This is a genomic window from Moorena bouillonii PNG (assembly GCF_001942495.1).
GTDB lineage: Bacteria > Cyanobacteriota > Cyanobacteriia > Cyanobacteriales > Coleofasciculaceae > Moorena > Moorena bouillonii.
This window is the reverse complement of sequence record NZ_MKZS01000001.1, coordinates 8201409-8218974: the sequence shown is the minus strand read 5'-3', so window position 1 is coordinate 8218974 and position 17566 is coordinate 8201409. Positions and strand designations below refer to the sequence as shown.

21 protein-coding genes, 1 tRNA gene and 1 pseudogene are annotated in these 17566 nt (G+C 44.7%); 9 read left to right on the top strand and 14 right to left on the bottom strand.

Annotation, left to right across the window (positions count from 1 at the left end; all coding sequences use genetic code 11):
* The first annotated feature begins 136 nt into the window (after window positions 1-136).
* Window positions 137-442 (top strand): hypothetical protein, encoded by a 306-nt coding sequence (locus tag BJP37_RS33625; RefSeq protein ID WP_075905564.1) that lies wholly within the window; start codon window positions 137-139, stop codon window positions 440-442.
* Here BJP37_RS33625 and BJP37_RS33620 read toward each other — a convergent pair.
* The 7 genes from BJP37_RS33620 to BJP37_RS44785 all read right to left on the bottom strand — a co-directional run bounded on the left by BJP37_RS33620 (window position 439) and on the right by BJP37_RS44785 (window position 6706).
* On the bottom strand, window positions 439-987 hold the full coding sequence (locus BJP37_RS33620; protein WP_075905562.1) for an RNA 2'-phosphotransferase: 549 nt from the start codon (window positions 985-987) through the stop codon (window positions 439-441). The two genes, BJP37_RS33625 and BJP37_RS33620, sit on opposite strands and share 4 nt — an antisense overlap.
* Window positions 988-1215: 228 nt before the next feature.
* Complete coding sequence (locus BJP37_RS33615) at window positions 1216-2325, bottom strand: tetratricopeptide repeat protein (protein ID WP_075905560.1); 1110 nt, start codon at window positions 2323-2325, stop codon at window positions 1216-1218.
* The gene (locus BJP37_RS33610; protein ID WP_075905558.1) at window positions 2298-3566 is read right to left on the bottom strand and encodes a tetratricopeptide repeat protein; all 1269 of its coding nucleotides are present in this window, start codon (window positions 3564-3566) and stop codon (window positions 2298-2300) included. Before BJP37_RS33610 ends, BJP37_RS33615 begins: the two co-directional genes overlap by 28 nt.
* Before the next feature lie 279 nt (window positions 3567-3845).
* The gene (locus tag BJP37_RS40540) at window positions 3846-4013 is read right to left on the bottom strand and encodes a hypothetical protein (RefSeq protein WP_158069880.1); all 168 of its coding nucleotides are present in this window, start codon (window positions 4011-4013) and stop codon (window positions 3846-3848) included.
* 147 nt (window positions 4014-4160) lie between these two features.
* Window positions 4161-5435, bottom strand: coding sequence for an alkaline phosphatase family protein (locus BJP37_RS33600; protein ID WP_081431424.1), 1275 nt, complete (start codon window positions 5433-5435; stop codon window positions 4161-4163).
* Window positions 5432-5560, bottom strand: coding sequence for a hypothetical protein (locus tag BJP37_RS44160; RefSeq protein WP_269087106.1), 129 nt, complete (start codon window positions 5558-5560; stop codon window positions 5432-5434). Before BJP37_RS44160 ends, BJP37_RS33600 begins: the two co-directional genes overlap by 4 nt.
* A gap of 1047 nt (window positions 5561-6607) precedes the next feature.
* Entirely contained in the window at window positions 6608-6706 is a 99-nt protein-coding gene (locus BJP37_RS44785; protein ID WP_369121429.1) for a pentapeptide repeat-containing protein, read from the bottom strand.
* Between the two features lie 259 nt (window positions 6707-6965).
* On the opposite strand from BJP37_RS44785, the gene BJP37_RS33590 reads away from it, so the two are divergent.
* On the top strand, window positions 6966-7340 hold the full coding sequence (locus BJP37_RS33590; protein WP_143727929.1) for a hypothetical protein: 375 nt from the start codon (window positions 6966-6968) through the stop codon (window positions 7338-7340).
* Between the two features lie 239 nt (window positions 7341-7579).
* Window positions 7580-7750 (top strand): annotated as a pseudogene (locus tag BJP37_RS45290) (NAD(P)H-binding protein); the annotation flags it as partial.
* 202 nt (window positions 7751-7952) lie between these two features.
* Here the strand turns inward: BJP37_RS45290 and BJP37_RS33580 are convergent.
* On the bottom strand, window positions 7953-8921 hold the full coding sequence (locus BJP37_RS33580) for a Ycf66 family protein (protein WP_075905550.1): 969 nt from the start codon (window positions 8919-8921) through the stop codon (window positions 7953-7955).
* Window positions 8922-9117: 196 nt separating this feature from the next.
* Window positions 9118-9237 (bottom strand): photosystem II reaction center X protein, encoded by a 120-nt coding sequence (psbX, locus tag BJP37_RS33575; protein ID WP_075905548.1) that lies wholly within the window; start codon window positions 9235-9237, stop codon window positions 9118-9120.
* A 473-nt stretch (window positions 9238-9710) separates the two neighbouring features.
* Here psbX and BJP37_RS33570 point away from each other — a divergent pair, with 473 nt between their 5' ends.
* Window positions 9711-9995: a YggT family protein gene (locus tag BJP37_RS33570; protein ID WP_008186608.1), complete on the top strand. Its 285-nt coding sequence runs from the start codon at window positions 9711-9713 to the stop codon at window positions 9993-9995.
* Between the two features lie 263 nt (window positions 9996-10258).
* Here the strand turns inward: BJP37_RS33570 and accC are convergent, their stop codons facing one another.
* Window positions 10259-11605, bottom strand: coding sequence for an acetyl-CoA carboxylase biotin carboxylase subunit (gene accC, locus BJP37_RS33565; RefSeq protein ID WP_070396206.1), 1347 nt, complete (start codon window positions 11603-11605; stop codon window positions 10259-10261).
* A 343-nt stretch (window positions 11606-11948) separates the two neighbouring features.
* Here accC and BJP37_RS33560 point away from each other — a divergent pair.
* A tRNA-Leu gene (locus BJP37_RS33560) sits at window positions 11949-12029 on the top strand.
* A 97-nt stretch (window positions 12030-12126) separates the two neighbouring features.
* Window positions 12127-12279 carry a hypothetical protein gene (locus BJP37_RS40535; protein ID WP_158069879.1) on the top strand — a complete coding sequence of 51 codons (153 nt, stop codon included), beginning with the start codon at window positions 12127-12129 and terminating at the stop codon, window positions 12277-12279.
* On the opposite strand, the gene BJP37_RS33555 is transcribed toward BJP37_RS40535, so the two are convergent.
* From BJP37_RS33555 to BJP37_RS43075, 4 genes are read right to left on the bottom strand one after another with little or no spacing between them, the layout of a single operon-like run.
* Entirely contained in the window at window positions 12252-13061 is an 810-nt protein-coding gene (locus BJP37_RS33555; protein ID WP_075905546.1) for a creatininase family protein, read from the bottom strand. The two genes, BJP37_RS40535 and BJP37_RS33555, sit on opposite strands and share 28 nt — an antisense overlap.
* Window positions 13009-13290, bottom strand: a complete 282-nt coding sequence (locus BJP37_RS42070) for a hypothetical protein (RefSeq protein ID WP_143727928.1) — start codon at window positions 13288-13290, stop codon at window positions 13009-13011. Before BJP37_RS42070 ends, BJP37_RS33555 begins: the two co-directional genes overlap by 53 nt.
* 36 nt (window positions 13291-13326) lie before the next feature.
* On the bottom strand, window positions 13327-13743 hold the full coding sequence (locus tag BJP37_RS33550; protein WP_075905544.1) for a type II toxin-antitoxin system VapC family toxin: 417 nt from the start codon (window positions 13741-13743) through the stop codon (window positions 13327-13329).
* On the bottom strand, window positions 13740-14126 hold the full coding sequence (locus tag BJP37_RS43075) for a hypothetical protein (RefSeq protein ID WP_229415541.1): 387 nt from the start codon (window positions 14124-14126) through the stop codon (window positions 13740-13742). The genes BJP37_RS33550 and BJP37_RS43075 overlap by 4 nt, the downstream gene beginning before the upstream one ends.
* Window positions 14127-14420: 294 nt before the next feature.
* On the opposite strand from BJP37_RS43075, the gene BJP37_RS33540 reads away from it, so the two are divergent.
* The 3 genes from BJP37_RS33540 to BJP37_RS33530 all read left to right on the top strand — a co-directional run bounded on the left by BJP37_RS33540 (window position 14421) and on the right by BJP37_RS33530 (window position 17475).
* The gene (locus tag BJP37_RS33540) at window positions 14421-14699 is read left to right on the top strand and encodes a hypothetical protein (protein WP_075905542.1); all 279 of its coding nucleotides are present in this window, start codon (window positions 14421-14423) and stop codon (window positions 14697-14699) included.
* A 40-nt stretch (window positions 14700-14739) separates the two neighbouring features.
* Window positions 14740-16197 (top strand): zinc ribbon domain-containing protein, encoded by a 1458-nt coding sequence (locus BJP37_RS33535; protein ID WP_075906719.1) that lies wholly within the window; start codon window positions 14740-14742, stop codon window positions 16195-16197.
* 162 nt (window positions 16198-16359) lie between these two features.
* On the top strand, window positions 16360-17475 hold the full coding sequence (locus BJP37_RS33530; protein ID WP_075905540.1) for a hypothetical protein: 1116 nt from the start codon (window positions 16360-16362) through the stop codon (window positions 17473-17475).
* Window positions 17476-17566: the final 91 nt, after the last annotated feature.

Below are 17566 nucleotides of genomic sequence, written 5' to 3'. Positions count from 1 at the left end.
CTTGGAAAGGCTCTTACCCCTTTCACTCTGCATGAGCACCTTCATCGGTCGCCCCATAACTATAAGCATAACTATATTAGAATATCAGAGTCTTCAGTCAACGCTAGCCTAGAGCATTAACTAGCTACTTTAATTTATGAGACTTTGGCAGTTTTGGTGGCGAACATTAGTGCTTTCAACCCAGTACAATCCACCAGAGTTCGTTGAATTAATGATGACCTCATTGGCAATGGCTTTACTAGCCACCTGGGGATATTATACCGATGACTGGCCCTATCTAGTACTCAGTTCTAGTTTTGCCATGGGAGCAGCCGTATCCATGTGGGTAAGGGGTACAACCATGCCTTCCTCTAATTCCCGTATGGTGCAGGTCATGGCTATACTGTTGCTCCTTTACAGCTTTTATGCTTTTTCTCACCTTGTCGATGACATTTTGACTTAAATGTACACTGCTAAATACTCTGGTGATACCCAATCCACTAACCAAATGCCATTATCGGAACAATAAAAGCTGTGACCGGCGTTGTGCATAGCTGCGGCATCAATGGCAAAAACCACAGGGCGACCATGTCTTGCTCCCACTTTTCTGGCAGTTGCCATATCTGTCGATAGATGAACATGATGTCGCGACATTTTACACAAACCTTGCCGGAGAATTGACTCAACTGCCCGGTGACCTGTGCCGTGATACAGCACATCTGGTGGAACCACAACTTCTAGTTGTAAATCGACTTTGACCGTATGACCTTGATTGGCACGAATTCGGGTACCTGTGGAGTCGAAGGAAAAGCGCTTCTTGTCATTTTTGGCAACTACTTGATCTAAATCAGCACGGCTGATCCGAAAGGAATGCTTTTTACAAGCTGCCAGTAGTTCCTCAACACCAACCCAGCCACCAGGAGCGAGTGTGATTCCAATTCTCTGAGGCTGGTGCCGAAGATGCTTACTCAAATATTTACTAATTTTGACTAACCGAGACGGATTCATATTGATATAGTAATTTGCTATTTTTTAAGTACATATTTAGGTTTTTTTAGGGAACAGGGAACAGGGAATAGGGAACAGGGAACAGCGATGCAGCGCGGTCTTGGGGGTTTCCCCCATGAGCGACTGCATCAAGACGGGAACAGGGAACAGTGGACAAGAATTGACGCAAATACTATCAGAAAAATACTTTTGCCAGAGGTCTATTAAGATTTTTGGCTTGATCAACGATTAGCTTCCTAAAATATCACGTATTTTTTGTTCCAGTTGACCTGCCCTGACCTGATCTCCCAAGGTTTGATAAACCTCTTTCCCTTGCTCTAGCCACGCGATCGCTTCATCCTTCTGGCCGATAATCCCACTGGTGACTGCCAGCCCCCCAAGCACTTGAGCTTGAGTGTCTAAATCTCCTGCTGCCTTGGCCAGTTCTAGGGCTTGCAGGTAACGCTCCCTAGCTAGGCGATTTAATCCCACTTGTTGGTAAATGTCCCCCAGAAGTTGATAAATCCGGATCGACTCAGATCCATCACCCAAAGCCGTTTCCAGCAGGTCAATGGCTTCAGTGTTTAAGCCATAACTGCGGTACAAATGAGCCAAGGCTAGTGCTTCTGCTGGCTTACTCCACTGCTTTTGCTTAATTTCCTCTGCTGCTGCTGATACCTCCTGGGCTTTTTCCTGATCGAGGATGGTAAACCCGGAACTCCCTTCCTGTTTATAACTTTGGCCTTGGTCAGTCTTGACAATTAACCAATAACGAGCACCTGGTTGTAGGGACTGGTTTCCTGAGTAAACTATCTCCGTTGCACTAGTTTGCTGCTCCCACTCCACCCCTGGACCAATCACCCTCACCTGGTAAGTGCTGGCACCCTCAACCTCATGCCAGCGCAATAGCGGTTGCTGATTGAGCACAGAACTATCCCGAGGTCTTAGAATATAGGGAATGTCTGGATTATTGCTTGATCTCTCAATCACTTTATCCTGGTCATATTTTAATAGCTTTGGCTTTGAGGTAGGAGCACAGCCTTCAGAGACAATATAGTCTCTGCCACCCTCCGGTTCCCACTCCGTTAAGTTCTGGCAAAGTACTTTAGCAAAGGTATTGCTGCCCAGTAACAGTTGATCGGTAGCAGCGAGTGAGACACCAATAAAGGCTGGCTGATAATCGGGCCAAGTGGAACGCTTCAGTTTCACCTGACCTTGAGGACGAAGAGCCACAACTAGATTGAAACCACCTCCGATGGGATGACCTGGTCTGCCGTGATCAGCTAATCTGGCTAAGCAGACTACCAAGGTCAACCCCAAAACCAAGTAAATCAAGAGTTTCCATTTTTTCCATTGCATGATGACTTCCCTGCCTCCTTTAACGCTTTGTGAGCTAAATTCAACCATTTCGGTTCATCGGGATTAACAATTGAACCTAGTTGGCAACACTTTTGCCATTGTTCAAGGGCTTCGCCATTCCGCGTTTGCTGTTCATAGACCTGAGCCAACAAACAGTGGGCTGAAGCGCGAGTTGTGATTTGCTCTAATCCCTCTGGTGTAGTGGCTAAAGCGATCGCTCCGGTTAGAAAGTTCTCCCCTTGCTTTAGTTGCTGTTGTTGTAACAATGCCCAACCGAAATTTTTCATCAAGTTGTATCTGATCCTCAAGGGCTGATTTTCCATCTCCTGTAAATTCTTCCACAGCAGAGATGTAGCCAATTCTGGTTTATTCTCCAATATCCACAAACGAGCCAAATTGTTCTGTGCTCTAATCAGATTCCCCTTAACAGCAAATTGATATTGACTCTTGGCTTTATCAAACTCTTGCAGGTCTTCGTAGAGGGACCCTAGATTATAGTGAGCCTTGGCATTGTCTGGATCGAGAGCCAAAGCCTGAAGATAGTCAGCTTCAGCACCAGCCAATTGCCCCTGATGATATTTCTTGACTCCCTGGCGATTGTACCAATCGGAAAAAGCTGGCTTGTTCGAGGATAATAGGACTATAATCGCAGACACGAATAATGTGAAAGCTAACTTGGCTTCTTCATGGTAATGCTTGGGAATAGGCAGGCTGTTGAGTAATTTTTCAAACCCTTCTTTTCCGGCCTGGGTCAGTTCGCTTCTGGCTTGCAATAGGGTTAAGATACTCGGAAACGCCACCATTACTACTCCAGGAAATCCGGTTCCAGCACTCAGAAATCGGGGCACAATATCCACCAACAAGCTCAGATTCACTGTCCAACTGCTCACTGTCACCACTTTCAACAACCAATCCCACCGATCCCAGGGATGAAGTGGTGCCTCTGTTTCCAATTGCCACCACCACGCAGCGGCGGGAGGCTGAAAACTTTTTCGGTACTTAGCTAACTCGATGACTTTGGTAATCTGTTCTGCTTTGTTCTTCAGCAGAGTGTCCAACTCAACCAGTTGCTGTTGATCAGTTGTAGACACCTGATTACACTTACTCCAAGCAGCCTGCACAGCATCCCTGGCATTCAAAATCTCTAACACTTCCTTTTCTTGAGGAGATTTAGACTCTTTGAAGTTAAATAGTGCTTCTCGATAGCACTTCACGGCAGTTTCTAGTTCAGAAGTAGTCATCACCAATTGCACGACTCCATGGCAAGGATGAGGGGGTAGCCAAAAAAAATACCAGTTTTTAGCTCATCGGATGGGCAAAAACGGTTTGGTTAAAATGAGTAGTCACGATTAAATTACTTTTCCCACACTACTGTAATTCCTATTTTTATCTCACGCAAGTCCCTGCTTTTTTTTGTTGGCGTAAAAAAATACAACTGTTTGGAGCAATAGTCCAGACAGTTGTTGAAGCAGGCAATGCTATAAATTCTTTTTATAAATAAAAATAAGTCCAAGTTTCAGCTAGATGATAGCAGTGGTTTTAGGGAATCGGGAATCGGGAATCGGGAATCGGGAATCGGGAATCGGGAATCGGGAATCGGGAAGAGTAGTCAAGATATCCGAAAACCAAACAACCTTAAAGCAAACAACCTTAACTCTTAAGCCTTCAAGCTTCAACCAAACAACCAACCTTAACCCTTCAACTTTAAACCAAACCTTCAACCTTCAAACAAACCTTCAACCTTGGCCTTTCGGCCACGCTACGCGAACAACCTTCAATCTTCAACCAACCAACCAACCTTCAACCTTCAACCCTCTTCAACCTTCAACCAACTTTTAACAATCAATAGCTAACAAAATCGTTTCCATCTCTTCCTTTGACAATCCCCCATGAGCGCCCAACTTGTGTTGTTCAAAGCGGTCTTCTTCATACCACCAAACCGTTTCATACTTATTCGGTAAAATAACTAAATTGCCTAACCGATTCAGCAATAGTGGCGAGAGTTCACCTGTACCGAAATAGCCTTCTTCAGTTAATGTGGTGGTGCGGTATACTGTTGCTCGATCTGCCAACTGCTCCGTCAGCAAATCATAGACTTTATCCAAATGGTCTTCCTGAATGTACAACACCATATCCCGACATGACCCCGCTGGCACTAAGAGTTTACCTTGGGCATTCCGTTTAATAAACTGCTCAATAGAAGGAGTAAGCTGATTCAAATAAATAGTAGTCTCTGGTGAAATCTCTATTTGTCCATGATCAGCAGTAATTAGTAATAATGTATTCTTCAGCTTACCAGCTACCTTCTGATATAAAAGTCGCTCCATGGTTAGCAAAAGTGTGCTAACTTCAGCCTGGAACTGTAGCGAGCCAGGACCGTATTTATGAGCCATGCCATCAATAGTATCGAGATACAGGAAAAAGTAGCTCTTCTGGGATTCAGCGATCGCTGCTTCAGTCAGGTTAACTAATGCTTCAGGAATAGTTTTGTAGGGAACAGTCGTTGCCCCATCACACACCACTCGTGAAAAAGGAGAGTAAGCATAATTGTAGTGTTGAAAACAATAGGATTGCACACCATACTGTTGCAATTTTTGATAGAGAGTTTGGGTAGGGAAAAGGCTTTGCTCAGAAATGCCAGTGGTTTCCAAGGTTCCCCGTTGCTTATCACCCGCAAACGAAAACATCAAGGGAGCAATAATATCATCCAACAGCGGCTCATAGTAAAACCAATGGAAGACACCACTCTCACCAACCGGAAGCCCTGAGTGAATAGTAGTAACATGAGCAGCAGTTGTGGAGGGAAACTGGGTAGTCAATTTAGAAGCGACACCTTCTACTACAAACCGCTTCAAAAATTCCGATTGTTCAACATAGTCCTGAAAAAAGCGCCACCCGAAAGCATCAACAAAAATCAGAATCACCTTATCATAGCGATCCGGTAATTCTCCTAATACACTCCTAGGTAATCCCATGTTTCCTTGACCAGTGAGCAGATGATAGATCATCTGCGGAATCTGGGAGAAACAATAGGAGTCATAAAGGGGTTTACCAATATTGTCATTTGTTCTAGCGTTTTCAATAGCTTTTAAGGATTCAGAGTTAATCATAGATAGCAAAGGGAGTAGGGAGTAGGGAGTAGGGAGTAGGGTGTAGGGTGTAGGTAATCGGGGAAAATACTGTTTACTTCATTACTATATGGAAACGCTATTATATAGAATTTATTAGGGAGCATGTCAACTTTGTAATTAGGTACATAGATCCCCCCTAACCCCCCTTAAAAAAGGGGGGAACTAGATTGAAAAGTCCCCCTTATTAAGGGGGATTTAGGGGGATCTGAATCAGGGATTAACAAAATTGACATGCACCCAATTTATTAATAGATAATTTAGCCTACTGTTAATTTAGCATAGCACAAATAAAAATACAACTTTACTTGAAGAGTTTCACGATTTACTATCCCCTATGCTACTCATAATAAAAAGTGAGGCTCTGACAGAAAGGATACGCGATCGCTTCCTAAGGTTGATCATACTTATGACATAGATTTTATTGCATGCATGAGGTAAACTTATCAACCTCAAAGTCCCCCTTATTAAGGGGGATTTAGGGGGATCTCTTTCTCAAAGTACCCCTTATTAAGGGAGATTTAGGGGAATCTCTTTCTCAAAGTACCCCTTTTCACTAGGAATTTAGTGGGTTCTTTTTGTACCTCATAGTAAAAATAATTATTATATCCAGTAAATTTATTATCCCGACTCCCAATTACCAAAATTTACTACTCATAAAAAAACAGATTGCTGATGGGATGCGAGCGCTTTATTTAAATTTACCATCCCAAAAATAAATTTTCAAAACCCTTGACAAATTAATATATAATCATTACTATTATAATGGCAAACATTAAGCAAGAGGTTAACCTTATGCCTTCACAATTACCGCCTAATTCAGACAATACTCCTGACGAGTCTTCCCCAAAAAAAATCCCTGTTCAGCATATTTTAAAGGGGTCCCGCAAGGCCATACTTAATACGATGCATACCCTGTATGTACTTCGTTACACGGAAATTTCCGACTGGACTCCTCTTCAGCCGACGGGTATTCCGGGAGAGTTCATCACAATTAGCGTCAAGTACTTGATTATCCCGTAAAACGTTAAATTCCTGGGGGGTTTTCCCCCCGGCCAAACCATCGGGTCTAATCCCATAGGGTCACGTCTGGATAGGTGAAAAAACTGAATGACATAAGGTAACATTCCTAGCCGTGGATAGTATTTCTGCGGCTATTTTTTTAAGGTTGAAGGTTGGAGGTTAGTTTGTTGAAGGTTAGTTTGTTGAAGGTTAGTTTGTTGAAGGTTAGTTTGTTGAAAGTAATGCTTGATTTCAATTAGCTATAATAATGCTGGGATTGGTGAGATTATTTCATGGGTTCGCTTCCCACACTTCCGATATTCCCACACTTCCCTTCTTTGCTTGACCAAGTAAGAGATATTGGTTTCCTATCACAGATTAATTTAAAAAAAATATTGAAAAAATGTTAAGGGTTTGGGGAATGTATCCTTTTTTCGTGGTAGGTTGTTATCGCAACCTGAGACAACAAAAGTTTTAGGTTGAACATGATCATCAAATGGAGATATGATAGTGAATTTTCAGTCTATCGGGAAGAAAGTTGCTTCCCTATTCCTTTTAATTGTTTGGTGCTTGTCTGTGTTCGTTGCTAACCCTGCTGTAGCTCAAGCTCGTGAGGTTTATGGAGCTGTTGATTCAGATGGTTCTGTAATGTATGGCAAGGGCTTCACAACCAACAAAATCCAGGACGGTTTTTATATTATAGAGTTTCAAGAAGACTTCCTAAGTAAGCCAGCACCTACTGTTTCTGTATATGGTCCGCCTTGGCGGACTTTTAATATGTCTGCTGCAATTATTGATGTCAGTCCCGATCAATTTTTCGTAGTAACTTCTACTCCAGAGCGTCCTGTCGATAGTGCCTTCACTTTTACGGTTATTGGCGACTAATTAGATTGTGGATTCTGTAAAATCCTAAGAATAGAAGTAAGTATTCAGCGAAGAGTTATCAGCTGAATGCTTACAATTTCAATTAGCAATAATAATCCTGGGATTGGTGAAATTGTTTAATGCGATCACATCCCACACTCCCCTACTCCCTGCTCCCTGCTCCCTGCTCCCTAAAACTCACAACTACTATATACTTATTCCAAATTCCAGTTAAGACCAAAACTTGAGGAGCAGGGGTGATGACTTCAACAGATAGAGTACTGGTGGCGGGTGCTACAGGTGGGGTGGGACAGCTAACGGTGGCCAAGCTACTAGATAAAGGTTTTCAGGTTAGTGTTCTGACTCGCAGTGCTGAAAAAGCTCAGCAAATGTTTGATAACCGAGTAGAGATTATTGTTGGTGACATCCGCTATCCCTCTAGGGCGTGTTTTCAAAGTTTTCCGCAAGATTTAGATCCCCCCCAGCCCCCCGCGCGGAAGGGGGAGCCATACTCAAAGTCCCCCTTTTTTAAGGGGGATTTAGGGGGATCTCCGAGGCAAGAAGACACGCCCTAGCCTTTAGCTGATAACTGATAACTAATACCTGATTGCTGATTGCTGAACGCTAGTTTTATTAGTACTCAAAGGGTCCTAACGGCTCATCTTCTTCTTCAGACAGGTCGATGGGTTTGTAATCCACATAATCGCTTTGGTCTGAGTAGTTAGAGGATGTTTCCTCCCTTGGGGTGGTACGACGCTTTCTTTCCCTTGAGGCTATCTGTGAATCATAGTTTTCTGAGTCATAGTTTTCTATAGATTCACGACGAGAACGGCTAGGGCGAACGGGTCTGTCTTCTCTATCCCTGTCTAGATCTCTGTCTAGATCTCTGTCTAGATCCCGATCTAACTTAGCCTCCCAAGTGTCTACGGATCGTTCTACAGGTCGTTCCACAGATTGTTCCGAAGGACGAGAACGTCTACTACGAGATGGTCTGTCTTCCCAATCACTATCTAACTTAGCCTGCCAGGTCTCTCTAGGTCGTTCTGAAAACTGACCATTAGAACGAGGGCGGCGTTTACGCGATCGCTCTTCTAGCCTCGATTCCTCTAAACTCCCTCGACTCCTTGAACGGCGGGTTTCTACTTCATAACGCTCTGTGCGCCTTTCCCTGGAATCTGGTGTGGGCCGCAAACGAGGGTTGGAGTATCGCTCCTCTACGGGCTCTAGTTCATCGTATTCATCATAAACATTAGCCTCTTGTGGTTCTTCGCGGTAATAGTTACGGCTAACTGGTCGCTGACGGTCTTCAAACCCAGCATCTTCCCGGGCTTTTTTAGTGGCAACGCCCCGTAACCGCAGACTTTCCACGGCAAAAAATATTGCTGTACCGCTCAACAACAGCTGACTCAACAGCAAAATCGGGTCGAGTCGCCATCCCTGATACACCAAAATAAAGCCACAAACTAACCCGACCACAGTGAAAAAGATATCATGGTCTCTGGCTAGTTCTGGACGAACCGAGCGCAGGAAATAGAGTCCTGCTCCGGCAAGCATCAATAATATGCCCAAAAGGCTAGCTGGATTAAACCCAACATTTACCATTACTACTCTCCTATGGTCAGTTATATGGTAGCGAGTTATTGGTCTTACACTCTACTGTAACTGGAGAACAACAATTTTACTCCTGGATCAGGAGAGATTTTGAATACAAAAATTGAGCGGGTTGTGAACCCACTCAATTTCCCGAAGCTCGAAGTTCCGCCTTACTTCCTTGAAGGCATAGATAGTAGGGATTTTGTTATGATCTTTTGATCTTATCGCTCTGGCTAAAGACGATTAGTGCCACAGTGGCAGGAATAACCACAATGGCAGTACCCCAAAGTAAACTCCACAAAAAGTTGGCTAATGAAGGTGTCATAAAAACTCCTAGTTAATTTGTAAACTTTGTTTGTGATTAAGCATTCAGCATTCAGCATTCAGCTATCAGCTATCAGCGATTAGCGCTACGCGCAGGCTACTTGAGGTGCTAGCAGGAGCGATAAATGCACGGGGTCGGATCAGTAAAAGCAGCAGGGATTTTCAACCAGGGGAACCGGCACCTCCCAGCTGGTTTACTACCCGTTGATTAGCTGACGGCTAACGGCTGATAGCTGAATGCTTACTAGAACATGATACTATTATTGAGAAACTTTACATTAAATTAACTACAATCACAACGACACCCGTAAGCCACCTACCCACCTAAGGCGGCAGGTAAGCATTGAGCTATCAGCTATCAGTTATCAGCGATTAGCGCTACGGGAACAGCTAAAGGCTGACCACTGAAGGCTGACCGCTGACCGCTGACGGTGGCACCGGCAATACATTTGTGATGATTAGATTGAATAACCCATGACTGCTGCTACGATTGCTATCTGGACTCTTGGTCCGTTACTCGGACTAATGATCTTCTTGTTTATCTTTCGCATTGTTCTAACCTGGTATCCTCAGGTAGACCTAAATCGTTTGCCATTTAATCTAGTAGCTTGGCCAACGGAACCCTTTTTAGTGCCAATGCGCAAAATTGTGCCTCCCATTGGTGGGGTTGATATTAGCCCAATTATTTGGGTAGGAATTTTCAGCCTGCTGCGGGAAATTCTTTTAGGTCAGCAGGGAATCCTCAGGATGATGATCTAGAACAAGCCCCACGCCTGAAAGTGAAACGTCAGGGTGGGACGGAGCGTATAAACGCTAGAAGTACAACAAGACGCGTTCGCGTAGCGTGCGCGTAGCGCTATCGCTAATTACCAACCCATAGCACATAAGCACCTCAAGTAGAGTGGCCATAGGCCAATGGCTGATAACTGAATGCTGATAGCTGATAGCTGATAGCTGATGGCTGAATGCTGATAGCTGAATACTTACCTACTTCTGCCCTCTGCCTTCAGCATAGCCGCCGTTCAGGTCATCATCTCTTTCTCGACAAAATTGGTATAGACCTGACCCTCAAGAAAGGCTGGTGTCTCTAGGATTTTTTGATGGAAAGTCAGGGTGGTGGTCACTCCGGTAATGGCACACTCCCTTAAGGCTCGTTTCATGCGCTGAATGGCTGCATCACGGGTGGGACCCCAAACGATTAATTTCCCAATCAGAGAGTCGTAGTAGGGGGGAATTTCGTAATCGGGGTAAACATGGGAATCCATGCGCACCCCTGGTCCTCCTGGTGGTAGGTAAGCACTAATTCGTCCTGGTTGGGGACGGAAAGCGTGGTCTGGGTCTTCGGCATTAATCCGACATTCGATGGCGTGACCTTTGAGAGTAATTTGGTCTTGGGTAAGGCTTAGTTTCTCCCCTTGAGCAATTTTAATTTGTTCGGCGATCAAGTCTAGACCGGTGATCATCTCGGTGACTGGGTGTTCTACCTGAATTCGGGTGTTCATTTCCATAAAGTAGAACTCACCAGAGGCATCTAAGAGAAACTCTACTGTACCAACTCCGACGTAATTGATGGACTTAGCGGCCATTACCGCAGCATTACCCATCTTTGCCCGCAATTCTGGGTCAAGCACTGGGCTAGGGGCTTCTTCCAGTAGCTTTTGGTGACGGCGTTGGATAGAGCAGTCTCGCTCACCCAAGTGGATTGCGTTGCCGTGACTATCAGCTAAAATTTGAATCTCGATATGGCGAGGGCGTTGAATAAATTTTTCAATATATACCCCGCCATTACCAAAGGCTGCTTGGGCTTCCCCTTGAGCGGCTTGGAAGAGTTTAATCAATTGGCTGTCATCCTGTACCAGGCGCATACCCCTTCCTCCACCACCAGCCGTGGCTTTAATCATGACAGGATAGCCAATTTGACGTGCGATCGCATGAGCTTCTTCCTCAGAGCTGACTAATCCATCACTTCCGGGCACTGTGGGCACACCCGCTCGTTGCATGGTTTCTTTGGCTGTAGATTTATCTCCCATGGCCCGGATCGCTTCTGGAGTAGGACCGATGAAAGAAATCTGATGATCAGCACAAATTTCAGCAAAACGGGCATTTTCTGATAAGAAACCATAGCCTGGATGAATGGCAGTGGCGTTGCGAGTGAGGGCTGCAGCAATAATATTAGGTATATTTAAATAACTTTTGCTGCTGGGGGGATCCCCGATACAAACCGCTTCATCTGCCAGTTGGACATTAAGAGCATGTTGGTCAATGGTGGAGTGAACTGCAACGGTGGGAATCCCCATCTCCTCACAGGTTCGGATAATCCGTAAGGCAATTTCCCCACGATTGGCAATTAAGATCTTTGAAAATTTCATAGAGTAGCTTGGCTATATAGAGTTTTTAGTTGAGATTTAAAACTAGGATTGATGGGGAAAGACAGGGAGTTTGGGGAGTGTGGGGAGGGTGGGAAGTGTGGGGAGCAACATAGTTTATAAACTATAGCAATTGTCATCACGAGTGAGGTAGACAGGATTTTTCCCCATTCCCCCCCTACCCACGTCCGAGACCCAGACTAAACAAACTTTTACCCTACTCCCTACTCCCTACTCCCTACTCCCTACTCCCTACTCCCTACTCCCTTCAATTTTGACAGCAATTTTCTGATCTAGGCTTTGCAGCTTCGTCCTGTTGTATGGTATCCTACTAAATGAGTTATTAGCGGATGTGGTGGAATGGTAGACACGCACGCTTGAGGGGCGTGTGGCGAAAGCCATGCGAGTTCGAGTCTCGCCATCCGCATTGATCAGCCTGGAGTTGTGGAGAACTTCGGAACAGTAAACTCCCGCTCAGGGCAGAAAAATTGACGAAAACAGTATCATAAAAGCGATGCAGCACTATGGGACAAGGGCGCACCATTGCCTCTTGCCTCTTGCCTCTTGCCACACCTCCCTTTCTCCCCACACTTCCCACCCTCCCAACCCTCCCGATTCCCGATTCCCGATTCCCGATTCCCGCCAGCCATCACCTCTTCGTCACATCAGGCTGCTGAAACCGATAGATATCGCGAATCACGTTTACCCAACCATCACAAAGAGAGGCTAATAAGCGATCGCCTTTTTCCTCAGTTGCTGCTGTAGCATCCCCGAGTACTCCACTCTGAGTCAACCCCTTGGTCAGCCAAGCAAAGGGCAATTTCCCTTCCATACTCAATAGACTATCCTCGGGCAATCCCTGGGGATATTCCTTTACTGCCCGATCCATTTTCACTTGACCGGGGAGTAGACAGAGCATGAGACTAGTTTCTAAATCCCCCCCATGAATCCCTAATTCTAATTCTTTCTGGGTGGCTAATTCCTTGGCCATGTTAGGCACGCCCCAGGTAAACAAGGGGAATACCATAAAATCTTCGTGCTTCTGGTGAATATCCCGTGCTGCAATTTCCATCACTTGGGGTTGTCCGCCATGGGAATTCATCAGTACTAACTTCCGAAACCCACACCGATAGATACTATCAGCCATTTCCATCAGCACCGCTAGCAAGGTTTGAGCACTAAGGGTAATAGTGCCAGGAAAATGCCAATGCTCATTGGATTTACCGTAATAAAGGGGAGGCAAAGCATAAGCCGGGATTTCTCGGTCTAAGCAGCCTAAGGCTTTGCCCAAGACTCCCACCCCAATCGCCGCATCTACAATCAGCGGTAAATGGGGGCCATGCTGCTCAATGGAAGCGACCGGCTGAATAATCACAACATTTTCTTTGTCTGGCATCTGTTCGATATCAGTCCAGGTCAGATAAGGGAAAAAGCGTTCTGGAGGAATGAAATTGTGCATAAGACTGGGGAGAGGGAACAGGGAGCAGGGAGCAGGGAGTAGGGAGTAGGCAGCAGGTAACAGGGAATAGGAGTAAGAAAATTAAATATACCTGATCAGGATGAGAAAGGCTATAGATTACTTTACACAAGTGGCTGATTAGGTTCAGAGACTCGTTCACGAGATTCAGAGACTCGTTCACGAGATTCAGAGGCTCAATCACCAGGTTCAGAGGCTGATGCGATCGCACTTGCTTAAATTAGGCTACCCTTAGTGCTATAGTTTTTTATTTATCAAGCATCAAAGCTCGATAACCAGCTTGGACAAAGTGCTTATCTGTAGTTAAAGCATCTGTTAAACCTTGTTCTTTCATAACAGCAAAGGAAATACAGTCAGTTAGACCCCAAGTTTTATCGGAACGAGCATAATATAGTTGCAAGGCACGTTGTAAAAGTGATGTATCTACACTAACAACATACATATTTTCTGTCTGGTAACACTGTTGAATAAACTGAACTGCTATCACGCGATTAACCGCACTCAAAGCATTACCAACTTCTGTTAGCACAGCTTCAGTAACCCATACCTCCTTAGCATTTTTTAGTCTAGGCAGTAATTCCAGTGCTTTCTGATGGTATTGGTCGCGTTTATTTAACAAAGCTTGGATAAAAGCCGTGTCCAAGAACAACCGCTCCCCAATCATAGCTCATCCTCAAGATTAGACTTAGGCGTACCATACAAATAATGGTCATGTTCCATAGCCCAGTCTGATGGTGCTTCAACTGTTCCAGCAAATTCTTCTAACAAATCCCAGGCATTTTGGCTAGTAACTGTTTTCACTTCTGTCTCAATAGCAATCGCGTAGCGCTTGCCAGGTTCTAGATTAACAGTTCGCTCTAAGCGTAAAACCTCACCATCGAAGATAGCTGTTACTACAGGTATCTTTCGAGCTTCTCTACTGTCAGCCGATTGAGTTTTAACATCTTGGCGGAGGTGAATTTCCTGTATTAGGTCTGCCCAGCTAAAATCTTCTGGTAATTTATCGATTAATTTACGTGCTTCTTCTTTGAGATTAAGGCTTGCCATGAATTGTATCCTCCCATAGCGCGTCTATGGGAAAGTTTAAATGGTATTTTCCGACAAGTCCAAGTCATTAAGCTCGTGGGATCACTTTGGCTGATCATGGTCAGAGACTCAATCACCAGGCTCTGAGGCTGATGCGATCGCACTTGCCTAAGCTAGCCTACCCTTAGTGCAATGGATTACTATAGAAAAAAATAGCCTATTATTCCCAAAAAGTAATTAAAACTCGCAGCATTAGTTATGATACATAAACAGTATTGAACCCTTGATGATCTGACACCCCACACCCCACACCTTATGACTCTAAATTTAACCGAGTTTTACAAAGGGACTAACCCAAGTAAAACCCTTGATCTCACCCAGAAGGAAGACCAGAAGCTCTATATCGATTTTTCTGCTGTCCGGGGGGGAGCACTGATTCAGCAACTGAAAGCTCCAATTACTCTGTCGGAAGATCAGCCCACCTGTCAATTATTTACCGGACATATTGGTTGTGGGAAGTCTCGCAATCAAACCCCAATAAATAGGGATAAAACGGTATTTTATAGTACAAATCCGACATTGACCTTTCTATAGCACTAGAGTATTCTAAGAAAAGAAGACATCTTAGTTGATGATGCCCAAAAAAACAGGAGTAACAAAGAAAATATCAACTCAGATCGTCCCCGTAGTGGGGATGACAGAGTCGGTTGAGACCGAGTTACTATCTACCATGAAAAAATTGGGCATTGTCAGATCTGAGTCTTACAACAAACTAGGGAGTATTAGCTATTGGGGGCTGGATTGGAAAAAGGCCATTCCAGAGATTAAAAGTTTTAGGACTCCCAACAGTTTAGGACTGCCTGCTAAATTGATGGATTGGACCATTAATGATGTAGCCAAAACCATTACAGCGAGCCAGGCTGCTTGTATAGATGCGGTAGCAAAAAAGGTCTACAAAAAGTTTCCAGGAAAGGAAAACCAAAATAAACGAAAGAAGCTTTGCAAACAACTTAGGACTCTAGCATTCCTGGATAACTCACTCCTACACAGACTTGTCAGAAAGGAATTTCATAGAGGACATTCTTGGAGTAAAAACCAGATAGTCTATCAACAAGTGGGTTATAAATGCAAAAGAATCTCTCGTCACACTTACCAGTTAGAACTAGCTGGATTAAGAAGGGGAAAGAGGAATAGGATAGTTGTCAGATCTAATCGAAAAATAAAAGGACAAATTAGATTAATCCATAACCAACTTTTGCAAAGATTTGAAATTCACTTTCTGGTAGACCATGGAACCGTAGGAATTCCATCTGAACGTCGGAGTGTCGGAGTAGATAAGGGGTACACGGAGGCTTTCTATGACTCAGAGGGTCAGGCTCACGGGAAAGGACTAGGAAAAGTAACCACCAAGAAGTCTGATCGTATATGTGCCAAAAACCGCAATAGAGGGAAACTTTGGGCGCTTCACAGAAAGCTAGAAAAATTAGACCCAGCTAAGTCGGCTCGAATACTCGAAAATAACCTGACCAGAAAAACAGAAAATCGCCGTTACAGAAAAAATCAATCAGAGCTAACGGCCATAATAGGAGCAGCTTCTAAATCCCTCTTTAACGGGGAGTCTTTAAAAGTCTTTGCTGAGGATTTAACACAACCGATCCGAAACAAGCGCCAGTCTAAAGCAGTATCCCGTAAGCTTAATAGTTGGATCAAAGGAGTGATGCGGGATTCTTTGCGAAAATGGGCTAATTGGACTGGCTCGGTTGTTACAGAAGTTCAGCCTAGTTACACGTCGCAAATTGACTCCAGGAATGGCACCCTATTGGGGAAAAGGACTGGGGACAATTTTACCGGATTTGATGGGGTCGTGTTGCAGGCTGACCATAATGCTGCCAAAAACATCCTTGCTCGCGGTACCGACTTCGAAATAACTCGGTATATGAATAAGACCGAGGTTCAGGCGGTGTTATTGCGCCGTACCGCGCGTTGTCTGGAAGGAATGGGACTGAGTCTGCTTGATGCAGTTGAGCTTGGTTGGCTTGACTCAAAACATAGCAAAACTCAGGCTTTCAAGCAACTCCTCATCGAGATGTGAGGAACGCCTAGACAGACGGGTGGCAGGTTTAACTCCAATTACTGTATGACCACCCCTCACTCAGGCGACAATAAATTGAACCTTGACCGTTTTATACGGATTTATCCCAATTAATGACGGTTTAAGAGTATCTCTACGGAATTATCTCGACTCAAGGCTGAGTTGCTAGCAGAAGACTTTCATGTGGTTTACTTCGAGTCGGATCAGGACTTGGAGATGAACGATGTGGATGTGGGGGATATTTTATTAGTTATTGCTCGCCAGGTCAGTGAAAGTTTGGAAGCTAGCCAGGTTAACTTACCACTAAAAGGCTTTAAAGCTTTCCTACAGGAAATTACCACATTGTTGGGTTCCGATGTAACTGGGGTTGAGGTTAAGATTCCCAAGGTTGGTCAATTTGGGCTCAAGCAAAAACAGGGACAGTATTCGCTATCGGCAGGGATTGCCGAGATTACCACAAGAGCCAAAAATAGCCCAACCTTGCGTAATCGGTTGCGGGATTATATTGAACCTCGTACCAAAACCATTATTGATGTGATTAATACCGAGTTGATTGAGCCTGCGATCGCTCAACTCCAACACCAGGGAAAACGGGGACTAGTGGTAATCGTAGATAACCTTGACCGGGTGGAAATTGTGCCCAAGCCTTGGGGCACACCACAACCGGAATATTTATTTGTAGACCGGGGAGAACAGTTGCGCCAACTCAACTGTCATGTGATTTATACCATGCCCCTAGGGCTACGATTTTGTAATGATATTGTTCGGCTTACCAATCGTTTTGGGGGGGTTCAGCCGAAGGTTTTGCCCATGGTGCCAGTGACGCAACGGAATGGTCAGGAGTGTGAGGAAGGAATGGCGCAGCTCAGAGCGATGGTAATGGCTAGAGCTTTCCCTAAGCTAGCACCAGCGCAACGGTTGCAGAAGATTCCGGAAGTGTTTGATGCACCGGAAACCCTAGACAGACTCTGTGCTATCAGTGGTGGTCATGTGCGGGAGTTACTGGCAATAATTCGGGATGGGATTATGGTGGAGGGCAAGTTACCCCTATCCCGAGCAGGGTTAGACCAGGTTATTGGTAGTCGCTGCAATAAAATCCGATTAGCGATTGATGAAGAGCAGTGGGAATTATTGCGTCAGGTGCATCAGAACCAAGAAGTAAGTGGTGATGACCATTATCGAGTACTGGTGCGTAGTCTATTTGTGTATGAATACTATGACACTCAAGGGTCTTGGTTTACAGTCAATCCGATTCTGGTAGAAACTGGCAAGTTGTAGGGTAGGGAACAGGGAACAGGGAATCGGGAATCGGGAATCGGGAATCGGGAATTGGGAATCGGGAATCGGGAATCGGGAATCGGGAATCGGG